The following is a 15346-nucleotide window of genomic DNA, read 5'->3' on the forward strand; positions in this document are numbered from 1 at the left end:
ACGCTCGCGTGTTCGACAACCCAGGGGGGTACGGAAGATGAGCACGTCGCGGCGGAACGTCCTGTGGTCGGCGCTCGGCGCGGGAGGACTCGCGGCGGGTGCCGGGCTCGTCGGCGCGGGCAGCGCCCAGGCGGCAGTGGCCGAGGCCCAGGCCGCCGGGGCGGCGGCAGTCGGCGCGGGCTGGCTGAACGTACGGGACTACGGCGCCAAGGGCGACGACAGCGCCGACGACCAGCCCGCCATCCAGGCGGCCATCGACGCGGCGGGGCAGGGCGGCACGGTGTACCTGCCGCCCGGCAAGTACCGGATCGCGTCGCCGATCACGCTGCGGTACGGGGTGACCCTGCGCGGCGACTGGGCCCCGCACTTTCCCGACCGCACCAACATGGTGGACAGCTACATCCGCCCCGGCATCGGGAACTTCACCGGCACCGCCCTGATCACCGTCGTACCGGCTCCCGACACGTCGACGGACAACTACCACGACACCGCCTACCGCGGTGGGCCCCGCCTGTACGGACTGGCCCTCAACGGCCGGCAGCAGCGCGACACGCAGAACAGGCCGGTCGACGGTGTGTCCATCGCGCCGGGCACGCGCGACGTCGGCATGGACAAGGTCACCGTCTGGCACTGCACCGGAAACGGTGTGAACGCGCAGAACGCCGCCGCCCTCCAGTTCAGCCAGGTCGGCTGCACCGACAACGACGGGCACGGCTTCACCTTCGGAGACGCCTCCGGCACCGGCGGCGGCCTCGTCGACGCCGACCTGTACCAGTGCTACTCGCAGGGCAACGGCCTGACCGGCTTCGACATCCTCAATCCCAACGCCGTCACGATGATCGACTGCCGCGCCGAGTGGAACGCCGGACACGGCTACCAGATCACCGGAATCTGCTACTCCATGGTGCTGGTCGGCTGCAACACCGATCGCTCCGGGCAGGACGGCTTCCACCTCTCCACCGCACCGGGCGGCCGTTTCCTGCACCTCGTCGGCTGCCTGGCCAAGAGGGACGGCAGGAGCGGCGCCGGCTACGCGGGATTCTCGGTGACCGGCCAGGCCGCGATGGGCGTCATCCTCACGGGCTGCTCGGCTTCGACGGGCCGCGACGACGCGAACAACGAGAACGTGCCGTACTCGCCCTCGTACGGCATCACCACCTCCGCACTGAACAGCGCGAGCTTCGTCGCCGTCAGCGGCGGCGAGTTCCTGGGCGCGGTGCAGCCGTTCAACGACGCGGGCAAGGTGCTCGTACGGCACAGCGGTGTCGCGGCGGGCACGCACACGGCGACCGGCATCGTGTGGGACCGCTCCGACGTCCACACCCTCTCCGGTGCGGCGGGGGAGCGGCGCGAGGTGGAGTTCTGGACCCGCGGCGGGAACCGGCGCTGGGGCCTGCGGGCCGGCGCCCAGCCCGAGACGGGCGGCGGCGCGGGATCCGCGTTCGAGCTCGTACGGTATGGGGACGGCGGCGCGCCCGTCGACGTACCGATCAGCGTGAACCGGCAGAACGGTCGGATCACGCTCGGCCAGGCGAAGGAACAGGGCGGGTCGCCGACCAACGTGGTCGTCAACGCGGAGTCGAGCCCCGGCGTCCAGCTCAACCAGGCGACGCCCGGCGCCCAGGGCTACGGCGTCACCGTCGCCGACGCCGCCTCCCGGGCGTTCCAGGTGAGCGTGGCCGGCGACGCGGTCAACCGACTGGTCATCGACGCCAACGGCACACAGTCCTTCGGCCCCGGCGGCACGGCCGCCCGTGACGTCACCTGGGGACGCCTGGGCTCCGGCCGGGTCGGCAGCCTGGACGCGGACCTCGTCGTCGGCCAGGCGGCCGGCCGCGGGCTGCGCGTGCGGGAGGGCGCGGACGCGACGATGGGCCTGCTGACCCTGAACGGCGACACCCCGGTGCCGGTCGCCACGACGGCGGTACGGGCGGACAGCCGCATCCTGCTGACCGTGCAGGAGCCCGGGGGCACGCCCAGCGGCGTCGCGTTCGTGGCGGCGCGGAAACCGGGCGAGTCCTTCTCGGTCGCGGGCCGGGCGGGGGACACGTCGAAGGTGGCGTGGCTGCTGGTGAACCCGGCCTGACGCACGGGAGGACGCCGACGTCCTCACGGCCGTACGCGTGCTCCGACCGTCGACACGAATCCGGCCTTCGGAGCCGACCCTCGGAGCGGAGTCCTCGGGGAGTCTTCGGAGCTGAGGGCCCGGGTTCTACCGGGGAGTGAGGAGGCAGAACTCGTTCCCCTCGGGGTCCGCCAGAACCGTCCAGGCGATCGCCGTCTGGTCGATGCCGGGGTCGGTGGCGCCCAGCGCGCGCAGCCGGGCCTCCTCTGCCGCCATGTCGTCACCGGGGTAGGGGCGGACGTCCAGGTGGACGCGGTTCCAGACGGTCTTGGTGTCGTTGGTGCGGATGAACTCCAGATAGGGGCCCACGCCTTTGGCCGACCGCATGGCCGCATAGGCGTCGGTGACCTCGTGGAGGGTCCAGTCCATCGCCTGACCCCAGAACCGAACCATCTCTCGTGGGTCGGTGCAGTCGACCACCACGGCGGCGATCGGCCCGGTGTCCTGGTAGACAGCACGAGGCTCCACAACGCAGAACTCGTTGCCCTCCGGGTCCGCCATCACCGTCCAGGGGACGTCGCCCTGACCCACGTCGGCGAGTGTCGCTCCGAGATCTCTCAGGCGCGCGACCAACTGTGCCTGGTGGGCCTTCGAAGTGGTGGCCAGATCGAGGTGCACCCGGTTCTTCACCGTCTTGGGCTCCGGGCTTGCGACGATGTCGATGCAGACGGCCACGGGATCGGGGTAGGAGAATCCCACGGGTTCGAGATTGGTGACGCCGGGCCCCTCACTGTCGACACCCCAACCGAGCGCCTCGGCCCAGAACCGTCCGAGCGCCGAGTCGTTCCGGGCCTTCATGTTGATCTGCACGAGTCGTGTCGCCATGGGGAAGATCCTAAGCCGCGGGCTGATGGGCACGCCCGTCCACGCGGCAGCGGTCTCGGCCTACGGAGTGACCTCGACGCGGCCGTCGCCATCGCGCCTCCAGCCGACCCCCTGGGGGTCGGTGTAGTGGACCTCGAGGCTCACGGGGTACTGGGGCTCGAACTGGCCGAGGTGACCGATCCCGATTCGTCGATACCCGCCCGGCGGGATCAGCCCCACGGCAATCATGGCCAAGGGGTCCTCTCCTGGCAGGAGGTCGGCATCGGGAGCCGGCACGCACACCACGACATCGCTGACGGGCTGGACCGTGCCGTTGAAGGCGACGATCTCGTGGAAGTGGTAGACCCAGGCCGGTTTACCCCTGGCGCGTCTCCAAACACGGCACCGCTCGTCGGGCCCCGTCCACGCGAAGACGCCTGGAGGAGTCGCCTGGTCGCCGCCGCCGTGAAGGTGAACGGCGTGGATGACCTGCGCCTGGATCGCGGTGGTGATCCGTCCGCCGCTGATCTCGTTGTGAACTGTCTCTCCCACGGCAGGGATTGTCCTGCCTGGGCGCCTGGATCGGCCACGCGGTGTGGACCCGGCGACGGGCTCGGCCGGTCGTCGAACCACACGACGAGGCGCACATTGTGGTCGCCGCTCTGCCCTGCGAGCTCCTCCATGGACTTACGGACGGGTTGCCGCTTACCGGGTTCGGTGACGGCGCCGGACACACCAGTACTGCCGGACTCCGCACTCTGGACTCCGGACTCTGGGCTCCTGACGGGCTGAGGGCGGTCAGACTTCCCTGCCGGCCCGTCCCGGTCAACCGCCTTCGCCTCGGACGTTCTCGGTCAACAGCCGCGGACTTTCCGGTCATTACCCCCGAAAGGCCCGGCCGCACAGGCACCGGCACCCTAGCGTGCAAGGGAGTCCGCCCGGCCGGGGACGGAACGGGGTGATCGAAGCGCACGGAGGAAGGGAAGCCATGGGGGTACGAGCACGGCTGCGCGGGGGCGCGGTCGCGGTGGGCGCCGCGGTGCTGGCGGTGGGGACCCTGGGGGCCGGGGTGGCTCCGGGTCAGGCTGCGGCCGCCGACCAGTGGCGACCGCGGCCGGGGACCCTGTACATCTCCGACTTGCCGAGGACCGAGTCGTGGCGCGCCAACCCGACCGCCCGGGGGTGGGGCAACGACTTCGACTGTCCGGTGGGCTGGCCCGCCGAGCCGCCCGAAGTCAACGTATGGCACCGGGACTTCACCACCGCGGAGACCGCGCTCGCCCAGCAGAAGGTAGCCGTCTTCGACACGGAGGCCCAGGCAGTCGCCTTCGCCGACAAGGCCCGGCAGGACTACATCGCCTGTGCGCGCGCCCCGCAGCGGCCCGGTGTGACGGCAACCTACCTCGACCACGGGGTGATCAACGTCGAGGAGGGCGCCACCCTTCAGGGGATGCGCACCTTCGACTCCAACGCCACCGAGCGCCCCCACTACAACTACCTGTGGGGCGTGGGCCGCGACGGCGACACGGTGACGCTGGTCCTGTGGCAGAGCTACTGGGGCGATCCGCCCGTGATCCCGTGGAAGAACACTCTCAACACCGCGGTGAAGAAGCTGTACTGAGCACCAGCCGCGGCCTCTTCGGGGCGGGCCCCGTCCGGGGCGGAGCGGCATGCCGTCCTCCCCTCCAACTGGCCGGCTCAGACCGAGGCAGTCACCGAACTCGTATGATCTCGCGGTGATGACCTGGACGCAGTGCCCTGCAAAGGCTGACGTCGAAGCCGTCGTTCGCCGCTACTTCGGCCTGCTCCGAGCCGGAAGGATCCCTGAGGCCGAACAGCTCATCGACCACAGCCCGGTCCGTCATGTCCTCACATCGCTGTGGACCGGGTCGGTCGAATCGAGCGCCGATGGGGACGCGCCGAGCAGAAGCCCTGCTGCCGACGAGTGGCGGCAGGATCTGTCCTGGCTCGGCGAACTCGATCTCGCGGACTTCCACTGGGGCGACACCGGCAGCCATTTCTACGTGGAGATCACCTACCGCGCACGGATAATCGAGGTGGCATTGAGCTTCTGGGTCAAGCCCGTCGACTCCGGCTGGGTCATCGCGGGACCGGGCACCCTCTGGTAAGACACACGAAAGACGGTCCGCAGGCAGACGGGCCTAGCCGGACTGATGGCCGTATCGCGTCCTGTTCCAAGCCACCTGCCCGGCGGTCATGGATGACGAGATCCTGTACACGTCGCCGACGAGGCTGTTGCCGCGCCGCCGGTTCCTCCCCCACTCGCGCTTCCTGAACGCCGTGACGGACACCTCGGAAGCGGGCTGCCAGTGCAGCGTGAATTCAGGGGCGTTGACATCCGGGACGTCCTCCAAGCCGAGACCGCGACGGGCGAGGAGCCGCTGCAGCTTGTCGAATCGGAGGTGCCGGTCGAAGCGCCCGTACCGCTCGCGAATCTCCTTGTTGACGATGCTGCCGCCCCAGTACGAAAGCCGGTGCACCTGCAGCGAGAAGTGGTGCCCCTCCCAGGGGTGGTCGGGCGATTCCCGGCCCCAGAAGAACTCGACCAGTCCGTAGTCGCGCCACATGCTGTGGTCGTTGACGGAGTTCTCGGCGAAGTCCGAACCGAGGATCGCACCGACCTGGTCGGGGCCGTCCGTCGGCCTGGCGCCGAGCACTGTCCCGGACGTGACCACATCCACGTAGAACGCGAGGGAATGCGGAGTCAACGGCTCTCCTGGTCTGCGAGGTGTCGGATGGAAGAACTGGGCTGCGCCGCCGACACCCCCGCCGGAGACGGAAGAGCCTCAGCCCGGCTTGCGCCACACGGAGACGTGCTTCGCGGAGTCCTGGGTGAACGCGGAGCCGTCCCAGTCCCCGACCCGACGCTCCAGCTCGAGCCCGGCGATCCGTGCCATCAGGTCGAGCTCCGCCGGCCAGGCGTACCGGTGCCGGGAGTTCCCGCGGCGGTAGCGGCCGTCGACGCCGTCGCGGGTGAAGTGATGCGAGACGAGCATCTGCTCGACGAGGTCGAAGGTGTCGAAGCCGAGATGCTGCGGGGAGACGTCGAACGGCACCGCGACCTGCCCGGGTGGCAGGAGCCGCAGCGGCGGTACGCCCAGCTCGATGACGAACCGACCGCCGGGCTGTAGATGCCGTGCGGCGTTGCGGAAGCACTCGACCTGCTCGTCCTGAGTGAGCAGGTTCGTGATGGTGTTGTAGACGAGGTAGACGAGGGCGAACCCGCCGGGAACGACGGTGGTGGCCATGTCCCCCATGACCACTGGGAGGGTCGCCTCGTCGACCTTGCGCCGCAGCGCCGCCGCCATGTGCTCGGACAGTTCGATGCCCACCACCGGCACGCCGCGTTCGCGGAGCGGTACCCCCACCCGACCGGTTCCGATGGCGAACTCCAGCGCCCGGCCGTCTCCGGCTAGCTCGGCGAGGAAGGCGAGGGTCGGTTCGAGAACGGCAGCCGAGGACATTTCGGCTTCCTCCGCGTCGTAGCGGTCGGCCATCGCACGGGTCCACAGTTCACTGCTGGTCACGGGTCGCCACTGTGCCGGGTGCCGAGGGGCGCTGTCGACGCATTTACGTTCTCCACGACTCGGTGAGGCACGTACGCGTCCTGGGTTCTGTCCGGCGGATCATGGCGCGTCGTAGGCTCCGTTCATGCACAGCACCCTGACAGAGCACGCTCGGTGTCTTTACGGAGACGAGTACCGGGAGACACCGGAGTGCGGCCGGGAACATCAGGAGCACTACTTCGTCGAAGAGCTGACCTTCGCCGACGCGGACGTGATACTCGCCATGCTGCGCGAGCTCTGCCCGCAGTACGTCGACGGAAATCTGCCCGTCTGGATTCGGAACCTCTCGTATCGTCTGGTGCTGTTGCAACGGCCCGACGATCCCGAGCTGATGCGGGAGGCCGCGATGGTCCTGCAGCTCTTCGGTCCCGACTGGGACGACGTCGCAGCGGACCTGATGAAGCGAGCCGACGCTCTGGAACAGGGCTGATCACGCCGTGAGCCGGAGGCGGATCGAAGCCGGCTTGACGGAGCCGACGTCGCGGCGTTCGGAGTCGGCCGCGTATCCGATCCCTCCGGAACGGGTCTGGTCTAGGGTCGACTGGCGAGATTTCGGCAGCCGCCATCCAGCCCTGCTGCCCCCCCCCGACAAGTTATGGAGTCGGCATGACCATGGAACCTGTGCCCTTTGAGGTGTACGAGGAAGGAACCTATCTGCACGGGACGAAGGCAGACCTCGTGCCGGGGGACCTTTTGACGCCGGGTTACGCGTCCAATTTCGAGGAAGGGCGTGTGTCGCGCCACATCTACGTCTCCGAGACCCTTGACGCGGCCACCTGGGGCGCCGAGCTCGCCCTCGGGGACGGCCCGGGGCGAATCTATGTGGTGGAACCGACCGGTGATCTCGAAGACGACCCCAACGTCACCGACAAGAAGTTTCCCGGCAACCCCACTCGCTCGTACCGCACGCGCGAACCGGTGCGCGTGGTGTCGGAGCTCAAGGGCTGGCGCGGGCACTCCCCGGAGCAGATCAAGGCCATGCTGGACGGGTTGGCCGAACTGCGCCGCCGTGGCATCGCCACCATCCTGGACTGAGCAGACGTCGGATCCCGAGGACTTCCCCGCGCGCCGCCCCGTTGCCTGTCCGAACGGGGAATCCTCTCGGCTCCGAGCCTGACTTCGCTGACGAAGACCCGGACGGCATGGGGTGAGGTGCGGCACGATGTCGGCATGGAAGAACAGACTGTCGACTGGGTGAACCTCTTTTCCTACGAGAACGTCTCCGGCTGCCCGCGGCCGGGCCGGTTGTTGGCGGTTTGACTGCGGGACCGGGGGATCGACTGGCATCCGTTCGCCGAGGACGAGGTACGGGTCGACCTGATGTGCGGTGTGCGCTCGGACGGGCACTGGCACGGCACGGTTGTCGTTCGCTTGCGTGCCGACGCTCTTCGGCGGCTCGGCCTGCATCCCGACCAGCCGACGTCGGCGCCGGCCCGACCGCTTCCGCCGAAGTGGTGGGGACCGTGGGCCCGGTGAGATCGAGCCGTGACGGCACGCCGGCATGGAGGTCAGGCGACCGCCCTGGCGTGCGAGGCTCCGGTTCATGTTGATCGCGATGGCCGGGCTGCCCGGTACGGGGAAGAGTACGGTCGCCGGGGAGCTGGGACGGAAGCTGGCCGCTCCGGTGGTGTCGGTGGATCCGATCGAGGCGGCGATGTGGCGTGCGGGGGTGGCTCGCAGCCAGCCCACCGGCCTTGCCGCGTACGTCGTGGCCGAGGCCGTGGCCGACGGTGTGCTGGCCCTGGGCCAGACAGCGATCGTCGATGCGGTCAACGCCGTCGAGGAGGCGCGGGCGCAGTGGCGGTCGCTGGCTTCTCGGCGGGGCGTGCCGATGGTGTTCATCGAGGTGGTGTGTTCGGATCCGGCGGTGCACCGCCGGCGCCTCGAAGGCCGGTCGCGAGAGATCGGGGGCTTCCCCGAGCCGACGTGGACAGCGTGATCGACTTGTCGCGGAACGTCGCGACGGCCCTGGCGTTCCTGGCCGCGGCGCCCTGAACCTGGAGAAGGTCCTCGGTCCGAGGGCGGCTGCCCCGTCTCTTCGAGGCATGACGGCGTGACGGCGTGACGGCGTGACGGGGGACGGCGTGACGGGGGCGGGACGGCGGCACGCCAGGGCGGGCGCACGGTGTGGTCACCGTGCGCCCGCGGCGTTCGTTCTTCAGTCGATGGTGTCGAGGACCTCGCCGAGGTCGACGAACTTGAAGCTGGTGGCCTCGCGGTCGCCGTTGCCGGGGGTCTCCTGGCCGTCCTGGACGACGAGCAGGCCGTTGGGGTAGCGCGTGCCGAGCGGGGCGTTGAGGGCGGCGGCGCCGTCGCAGACCTCGGAGCCGTCGAGGGTGGGGGAGGCGGCGGCGATGCGGAAGGCGTTCTCGTACTCGTTGTCCTCGTCGCGCTCGCGGTCGTAGGCGACGAAGGTGTTGTCGCCCTGGCTCGAGGCGAGCAGGTAGCCGTCGCCGTCGGGCTCGTCGACCAGGGTCAGACCCTCGACGTCGGCCGTCAGGTGCGTGCCGCCGAAGCCGGGGTCGGTGCCCGGCGTGCACTCCTCGGTCTGCTCGTCGTACGTGCCGGGGACGCCGTACTCGCGGACCTTGTCGATCAGGGTCGGCGTGCCGGTCAGTCCCGCGTCGATGCGCCAGATGCCGACGTCCTCCTGCCCCGCGTACAGGGTGCCGTCCGCCAGGTCGACGACCATGCCCTCGACCTGCGGCAGTTCACCCGGCTCGGCGCAGGGCGTCCAGGTGGCGCCGTCGGGCAGGCGGAAGGAGGAGGGCAGGTCCAGGGTGCGGACCCGGCGGTAGTCGACGGTGCCGGCGGCGGTGGGGAGCAGTTCCAGCAGGGCGATCCGGGTGCGGTTGCGCTGGCTGACCAGGGCGTAGGAGCGGCCGGTCGTGCGGTCGGTCCAGGTGGCCAGGCCGTACGCGGTCTGCTGCTTGTTGATCTCGTCCTGGTCGGTGGAGAACACCGGCCGTGCTCCCGGGGAGGTGACGTCGGTGAGCGGGCCGCCGGTCCTGTCCCGGTCGATGCGGTAGATCCGCAGCCGGTCGTTGCCGCGGTCGCTGACCACCGCGACGTCCGTGCGGACCCCGCCGAGGCGCAGGCCCCGCACCAGGTCGACGTTGTTGAAGCGGCCGGGCTTGTCGTCGGCGCTCGGCCCGGCCGGGGCGGGGATCGACTGCACCTGATGCGCGTCCAGGTCGTAGACCCGCAGGCCGCCCTGCTTGGCGGTGGCGATCACCAAGCTGCGGCCCGGGTCGGCGGGGTTGCGCCAGATCGCCGGATCGTCCGCGTTGGCGTTGCCGCCGGCCTCGTCGTCGAACAACGGCGCGGTCTCGGCCTTCGGCCGGACGCTGCCGATGCCGGAGGCCTGCGCCGGGAGGGCGAACGAGGCCGCCAATGCCGTGCAGAGAGCGAGCGCGGAGGCGCGGGATACCAGACGTATCATCATGATTCCTCCTTGTATGAGGGTTTTGCCCTGGTGAGGAAGACACTCGCGATCGTGGCTGTCATGTCCACGACTGACGGATGGACGGCGGTTGAACACGGCACGAAGGCTCCTGCGGCCGGAGCGCCTGAGCAGGGGCCTGGCCGCAGGAGCACTGGTGGTGAGCGGGACCGGTCAGCCGATGGCGATGCCGTCGACCAGGAAGACGGTCGACAGGTAGGTGTCTTCGGTGCCGGCGAACTCCAGCTTCACCGTCTGACCCCTGTAGGCGGACAGGTCGACGGTCTTCTGGACGTATCCGGAGCTCGCGTCGGCGTTGGAGTAGGTGGCCAGTGCGGTGCCGTTGACCTTGACCTTGAGGGTGTCGTAGGCCGTGGGACCGGACTCCTGGGTGGTGACCTTCAGCCAGAAGGTGAGCGTCGGGGTGCCGGCGGAGGGCACCGCGATGTTCGCCTGGGACAGGGACTCGACGGCGTCGGCGCCGTAGCCCATCATCCAGGCGTACCAGGATCCGTCGCGCGCGGTCTGCAAGGTCGAGCTGGTGATGATGTCGTCGCTCTGGGTCCAGCCGCTGGTGCCCTGCTCGAAGCTGCCGTTGGCCAGCGCGTTCCCGCTGGGGGGAGTGGTCGGCGAAGGGGTGGGCGTGGACGGTGAAGGCGTGGGAGTGCCGGGGTCGGGCAGGGCGGTGCCGACGCTGACGGCGGCCCACGCCTTGGAGACGAGGTACCGCTCCTGGGAGTTCGTGCCGTACAGGTCGGCGGCGGCCTGCAGGGTGGCGGTGCGGGCGCCGGCGTAGTTGGTGGTGGAGGTCATGTAGGTGGACAGGGCCCGGTACCAGACGGCGGCGGCCTTGTCCCTGCCGATGCCCGCGAAGGTGTCGTTGTTGCAGGTGGTGCCGTTGTGCGAGCGGCCCCCGATGGTCTTCGCGCCGGTTCCTTCGGCGGCCAGGTAGAAGAAGTGGTTGCCGATCCCGGAGGAGAGGTGCACGTCCACCGAGCCGGCGCTGGAGTTCCAGCAGGACAGCGATCTGCCGTCTCCGGCGGGGCTGTCCATCCGGCGCATGTATCCGCCCGACATGTTCAGCTTCTCGCCGATGTAGTAGTCGCCAGGGTCGCCGGCGTTGCCGGCGGAGAACTCCACCATGGTGCCGAAGATGTCGCTGGTGGCCTCGTTGAGACCGCCGGACTCGCCGGAGTAGTTCAGGTTGGCGGTGGCGGCGGTGACGCCGTGGCTCATCTCGTGGCCGGCCACGTCCAGCGCGGTGACCGGGGTGTTGCCGTTCTGCGAGGAGCCGTCGCCGAAGTACATGCAGAAGCAGTTGTCGTCGTAGAAGGCGTTCAGCAGGCCGGTGTCGACGTGGACGTAGGCGGGGGCGCCACGGCCGTCGTTGCGGATGCCGGAGCGGTTGAAGGAGTTCTTGTAGTAGTCCCAGGTCTTCGCCAGGCCGTACGAGGCGTCCACCGCGGCGCTCTCGCGGCTGGACGAGGTCCCGTTGCCCCAGGAGTTGGTGGTCTTGGAGAAGGTCCGGGCGTTCTGCCTGGGGTTCGACTGCGGGCTGTTGTACGAGTCGTAGACGATCGTGCCGCCGTGCGCGGCGTCCGTGAGGGTGTAGCCGCTGCCGGACTGGGTGGTCTCGATGGAGACCTGGCCGGCGGTGACGCCGTTGCCGGTTCCCGTGATGCTCTGGTGCAGTTCGTACTGGTCCAGCGGCACACCGCTGGTCGCGTCGACGATCACCGCCTGACGCGAGGCCGGCCCGGCCTCGCCCTCGCCGGTGACGGTGGCACGGTAGGCGAGGACGGGAATCTTGCCGACCGCGTACACCACCAGGGTGCTGTCCTTGCTGCCGGCCTTCGCGTTCCTCACATGCCTGGCGTGCCTCACGGCCGCAGCCGAGGCGCCGGCCGCCGTCAGCTTCGGAGTGGTGCCGGCAACCCGGATCGCGCCCTGGTGCGCCAGGTCCGAGCCGTTGATCGTGCCGTCCTCGGTCAGATGCACCACCAGGTCGCCACCGATCACCGGCAGGTTTTTGTAGGTGCGGTCGTAGCGCACGTGCCGGGAGCCGCCGGCGTCGATCAGCACGTCCTTGGCGACCAGGCGCTCGTCGGGGCCCAGGCCGAGCGCACGGGCGGTGGCGGCGGCATTGCGGCCGGCCGTACGTATCGCCTCGACGCGCGCGTCGGCCGTCATCGCCCGGAACCCGGCGCCGGGTCGGGCGACGGCGGTACCGGCGGCCGCGGTGGGCCGCGTGGCCGCGGTGGACTGGGTGGCCACCACCGTCACGGAGCCCAGGGCGAGGGCCGCCGCCACCGCGGCCGCCAGGGCGTTCTTGCGGTTCATCGCAATCCTTCCGCCGGGCCTTGTCGGGGAACACCGCAGAACGTCATCTCGGGTGCGGGGGGCGTTCAGCGGCGGTTGGCCCGGCTGTGGCCACGAGGCTAGGGACGCGGGAGACAGCCGACATCAGGGCAACCCCTTGATCTGGACGGGGAGGACCGGCGGGCGCACCATGGCCCGATGCCAGACACTGCGATGTGGATCAACGGGCACCACGAGGTCGGTCCCGTGCTGCCGTTGGTCCCGGAAGACGTGCACGACACCCGCCGGGTGGTCCTGTTCGGACCGCCCGGAAGCGGCAAGACCACCGCGGCCGGGGCCCTCGGGCGACGGCTGGGCCTGCCCGTCCTGCGGCTGGCCCCGCGTCCGCAGGACGCCCGGGTCGCCTGTGCCGGCCTGCTCGAACTCGCGCTGGCACTACCGGCACTGCCCGCCGCACATGAGTTGACGGCGGCACTCGACGAGCCCGCCGGCCGGCCGGGTGTTGCGGACGAGGGCGGTCGGGCCCTGCGGCTGCGCCGGCAGACCGCCGCTCTGCTGCGGGAGGCTCCGCCGATGACGCTGGTGGTCGACAACGCCCAGTGGCTGGACGCGACCAGCACGGCCGTGCTGGGCTGGGCGCTGCGCCTGACCCCGGACCTTCCCGTCATCGCGGCCGAGCGCACCTGGCGCCCGGGGGCCGCGGGCCACTGGAGCGGGGAGAGCACGTGCGCGGTGCGCGTTCCGGCTTTGACGGCCGGCCAGGTCGCGGCCCTGCTGTCCCCGTACCGGCTCGCCCCCCACGAGGTCACGCGGATCCACGCGTGCAGCGGCGGGAACCCGGCCCTGGCCCTGGCACTGGCCGACGCCCCGCACCCGCTCCCGGACCGGGATGGCGCACGCGAGTCGGCCCTGCCGCAGCCGGCCCGCCGCCTCGTGGGCGAGTGGCTGGACGAGGTACCGGCCCAGGTGCAGGAACTGCTGACGTTCGCCGCACTCGACCACCGGCCCGACCTGGAACTGCTGGGCCGCCTCGCCGGCCCGGCAGCCGAGGCACTCCTCGCCCAGGCCGAGGCGGCGGGGCTGCTCGACATCGGACGGGCGGACCGGAGCGTGCGGTTCACCGCCTCCGCGATCGCCACCGAACTCGCGGCCCGGCTGCCGGGCCGCGCGCGCAGGCTCCTGCACGCTCGCCTGGCCGAGGCCAGCCACGACAGCGTCCGGCGCGACCGGCACACCGTGCTGGCGGCCGATGCCGCCGACCCGCGCTCGGCCCTCCGGGCCTCTGGCGCCGCCCTTCGCGCCCGGCAGCGCGGCGACCACGCGCTCGCGGCAGAGCTCTCCCTCCTCGCCGCCCAGCGCACCCCGCACGACGACGGCGACCTGCTCACCGAACGGGCCCTGACCGCCGTACGCGACGCCGCCCACTACGGCGACCTCCCCCGCGGCCGGGCAGCCGCCCGCCTCATCCTCGGCCACGACACCACCCCCGCCCAACGCGTCGACGCCCTCGTCGCCCTGATCGACGCGAGCGGCCAGCACCTGCACGGCGCGGACGAACTGTTCGCCGACGCACTGCACGCGGCGGCCGGACGATCCGACCTCACCGCGCAGATCCTCATCCGTCAATCCATCTGGGCCAACGTCAACGAGGGCGACCCCCAGCGGGCATGCGCCCTGGCCGGCCGGGCCACCGCCCTCGCCGAGACCGTCGGCGACACCACCACCACCGTCATGGCCCTCACGATGCAGGCCCGCCTCCAACGCGTCCTCGGCCACCCCGACGCCGAGACCACGCTCGGCCGCGCTCTGTCGCTGCCACACGCCGCCTCCATCCCCGTCAACGGCACACCCCAGCACCTCGCCGCCCGGCACGCCCTCTTCGACGACCGCGCCGAAGAGGCCCGTACCGCGCTGCTTCCCCTGCTCGTCGAAGCCGAGCGGGCGGGCGACGCCGAGGCGACCGTGGACATCCTGCGCAGCCTGGCCGAGGCCGAACTCCGCGCCGGGCGGTGCGCCAGGGCACTCGACCACGCCCACCGCGCACAGGCGCTGACCGACGAGACCGCCCTGTCACCCGCACCGGCGTGCTACACCTCCGCCCTCGTCGAGGGCACCGCCCGGCGCACCGACCTCGCCCTCGTCCACGCACGCCGCGGAGTCGACGCCGCCCGGCACGAGGACAACCAGGTCTTCCTCTCCCGCAACCTCTTCGCCCTCGGGCACCTCCTCCTGGCCACCGGCCGCCTCAAGGAGGCCCTGGAGGCACTGGAGGAGGTACGCGACCTGGAGGAGCTCCAGCGGGTCCACGACCCGTCCATCCTGCGCTGGCATCCCGAACTCGCCGAGACCCTCGTCGCTCTCGGCCGCCTTGACCAGGCACAGAGCCTGCTGGACGACACCCGCCGCACCGCGGCCGACCTCGGCAGGGACGCGGTCCTCCCTCCCCTCGAACGCGCCCAGGCGCTTCTGGACGCCGCCCGCGGCGACTACGACACCGCGGCCCGGCGCCTCACCGACGCCGCCGACCGCCTCCGCCACCTTCCTCTCGAACGGGGCAGGACCCTGCTGGCGCTCAGCCACACCGAACGGCGCGGACGCCGGCGCGCCAGCGCCCGCGCGGCCGCGCAGGGCGCCGCCGACCTCTTCGCCGCCCACCACGCACACCCGTGGGCGGAAGCCGCCGCGCACACGCTCAACCGACTGGAAGCGGCCCCCGCGAACAACAACGCCCACCCCCTCCTCACCTCCGCCGAACAACGCTGCGCCGAACTCGCCGCCGCCGGAGCGAGCAACCGCGACATCGCCACCACCCTCACCGTCAGCGTCAAGACGGTCGAAGCGACCCTCACCCGCGTCTACCGGAAACTCGGCCTGCACTCACGCGTCCAGCTCGCGCACACCGTCACACCAGCACGCGGGTGACCCGCCCGGGCGCCCTGCCACTCCGCCCCGGACCGGAGGCGGGGTGACGGAAGCCTGACCGGCCGAACTGGGCCGCCGGGGGGGCATGCGGATGGCCTCCGAGCCTCGGGCGTGATGCTGTTGCGGGTTGCGGGTTGCGGGTTGCGG

The 15346-nt window shown here is 71.0% G+C and carries 13 protein-coding genes; 7 read left to right on the forward strand and 6 right to left on the reverse strand.

Annotated features, from left to right (window positions below; translation table 11 throughout):
* Positions 1–37 precede the first annotated feature (37 nt).
* Positions 38–2086 carry a glycosyl hydrolase family 28-related protein gene (locus tag ACH414_RS31230; protein ID WP_398944408.1) on the forward strand — a complete coding sequence of 683 codons (2049 nt, stop codon included), beginning with the start codon at positions 38–40 and terminating at the stop codon, positions 2084–2086.
* Positions 2087–2212: 126 nt separating this feature from the next.
* Here ACH414_RS31230 and ACH414_RS31235 read toward each other — a convergent pair whose 3' ends face one another.
* Positions 2213–2950 carry a VOC family protein gene (locus tag ACH414_RS31235; RefSeq protein ID WP_398944410.1) on the reverse strand — a complete coding sequence of 246 codons (738 nt, stop codon included), beginning with the start codon at positions 2948–2950 and terminating at the stop codon, positions 2213–2215.
* 60 nt (positions 2951–3010) lie between these two features.
* Positions 3011–3481, reverse strand: coding sequence for a hypothetical protein (locus ACH414_RS31240; protein ID WP_391768376.1), 471 nt, complete (start codon positions 3479–3481; stop codon positions 3011–3013).
* Between the two features lie 436 nt (positions 3482–3917).
* Here ACH414_RS31240 and ACH414_RS31245 point away from each other — a divergent pair, with 436 nt between their 5' ends.
* Both ACH414_RS31245 and ACH414_RS31250 read left to right on the forward strand, forming a co-directional pair.
* Positions 3918–4550 carry a hypothetical protein gene (locus tag ACH414_RS31245; protein WP_398944412.1) on the forward strand — a complete coding sequence of 211 codons (633 nt, stop codon included), beginning with the start codon at positions 3918–3920 and terminating at the stop codon, positions 4548–4550.
* A 118-nt stretch (positions 4551–4668) separates the two neighbouring features.
* Positions 4669–5058, forward strand: coding sequence for a hypothetical protein (locus tag ACH414_RS31250; protein WP_386567021.1), 390 nt, complete (start codon positions 4669–4671; stop codon positions 5056–5058).
* Positions 5059–5091: 33 nt separating this feature from the next.
* Here the strand turns inward: ACH414_RS31250 and ACH414_RS31255 are convergent, their stop codons facing one another.
* A complete protein-coding gene (locus tag ACH414_RS31255; RefSeq protein WP_386567023.1) occupies positions 5092–5658 on the reverse strand; it encodes a hypothetical protein in 567 nt (188 codons plus the stop codon).
* A 78-nt stretch (positions 5659–5736) separates the two neighbouring features.
* A complete protein-coding gene (locus ACH414_RS31260) occupies positions 5737–6477 on the reverse strand; it encodes a class I SAM-dependent DNA methyltransferase (RefSeq protein WP_398944414.1) in 741 nt (246 codons plus the stop codon).
* Between the two features lie 124 nt (positions 6478–6601).
* On the opposite strand from ACH414_RS31260, the gene ACH414_RS31265 reads away from it, so the two are divergent.
* The 3 genes from ACH414_RS31265 (at position 6602) to ACH414_RS31275 (ending at position 8455) form a co-directional block, all read left to right on the forward strand.
* Entirely contained in the window at positions 6602–6946 is a 345-nt protein-coding gene (locus tag ACH414_RS31265; RefSeq protein ID WP_398944416.1) for a hypothetical protein, read from the forward strand.
* Positions 6947–7122: 176 nt separating this feature from the next.
* Entirely contained in the window at positions 7123–7551 is a 429-nt protein-coding gene (gene arr / locus ACH414_RS31270) for an NAD(+)--rifampin ADP-ribosyltransferase (protein WP_382544375.1), read from the forward strand.
* Between the two features lie 508 nt (positions 7552–8059).
* Positions 8060–8455 carry an AAA family ATPase gene (locus tag ACH414_RS31275; RefSeq protein WP_398944418.1) on the forward strand — a complete coding sequence of 132 codons (396 nt, stop codon included), beginning with the start codon at positions 8060–8062 and terminating at the stop codon, positions 8453–8455.
* A 219-nt stretch (positions 8456–8674) separates the two neighbouring features.
* Here ACH414_RS31275 and ACH414_RS31280 read toward each other — a convergent pair whose 3' ends face one another.
* Positions 8675–9961: a phytase gene (locus ACH414_RS31280; protein WP_398944420.1), complete on the reverse strand. Its 1287-nt coding sequence runs from the start codon at positions 9959–9961 to the stop codon at positions 8675–8677.
* A gap of 171 nt (positions 9962–10132) precedes the next feature.
* The gene (locus ACH414_RS31285; RefSeq protein WP_382544384.1) at positions 10133–12298 is read right to left on the reverse strand and encodes a M4 family metallopeptidase; all 2166 of its coding nucleotides are present in this window, start codon (positions 12296–12298) and stop codon (positions 10133–10135) included.
* A 177-nt stretch (positions 12299–12475) separates the two neighbouring features.
* On the opposite strand from ACH414_RS31285, the gene ACH414_RS31290 reads away from it, so the two are divergent.
* Complete coding sequence (locus ACH414_RS31290) at positions 12476–15199, forward strand: LuxR C-terminal-related transcriptional regulator (protein WP_398944421.1); 2724 nt, start codon at positions 12476–12478, stop codon at positions 15197–15199.
* The last annotated feature ends 147 nt before the right edge of the window (positions 15200–15346 follow it).

The organism is Streptomyces sp. NPDC020422 (genome assembly GCF_044386705.1).
In the GTDB taxonomy this organism is placed as follows: domain Bacteria; phylum Actinomycetota; class Actinomycetes; order Streptomycetales; family Streptomycetaceae; genus Streptomyces.

Coding starts and splice junctions, on each gene's coding strand:
- ACH414_RS31230 (WP_398944408.1), top strand. CDS start 38: ATGAGCACGTCGCGGCGGAACGTCCTGTGGTCGGCGCTCGGCGCGGGA.
- ACH414_RS31235 (WP_398944410.1), bottom strand. CDS start 2,950: ATGGCGACACGACTCGTGCAGATCAACATGAAGGCCCGGAACGACTCG.
- ACH414_RS31245 (WP_398944412.1), top strand. CDS start 3,918: ATGGGGGTACGAGCACGGCTGCGCGGGGGCGCGGTCGCGGTGGGCGCC.
- ACH414_RS31250 (WP_386567021.1), top strand. CDS start 4,669: ATGACCTGGACGCAGTGCCCTGCAAAGGCTGACGTCGAAGCCGTCGTT.
- ACH414_RS31265 (WP_398944416.1), top strand. CDS start 6,602: ATGCACAGCACCCTGACAGAGCACGCTCGGTGTCTTTACGGAGACGAG.
- arr (WP_382544375.1), top strand. CDS start 7,123: ATGACCATGGAACCTGTGCCCTTTGAGGTGTACGAGGAAGGAACCTAT.
- ACH414_RS31275 (WP_398944418.1), top strand. CDS start 8,060: ATGTTGATCGCGATGGCCGGGCTGCCCGGTACGGGGAAGAGTACGGTC.
- ACH414_RS31280 (WP_398944420.1), bottom strand. CDS start 9,961: ATGATGATACGTCTGGTATCCCGCGCCTCCGCGCTCGCTCTCTGCACG.
- ACH414_RS31285 (WP_382544384.1), bottom strand. CDS start 12,298: ATGAACCGCAAGAACGCCCTGGCGGCCGCGGTGGCGGCGGCCCTCGCC.
- ACH414_RS31290 (WP_398944421.1), top strand. CDS start 12,476: ATGCCAGACACTGCGATGTGGATCAACGGGCACCACGAGGTCGGTCCC.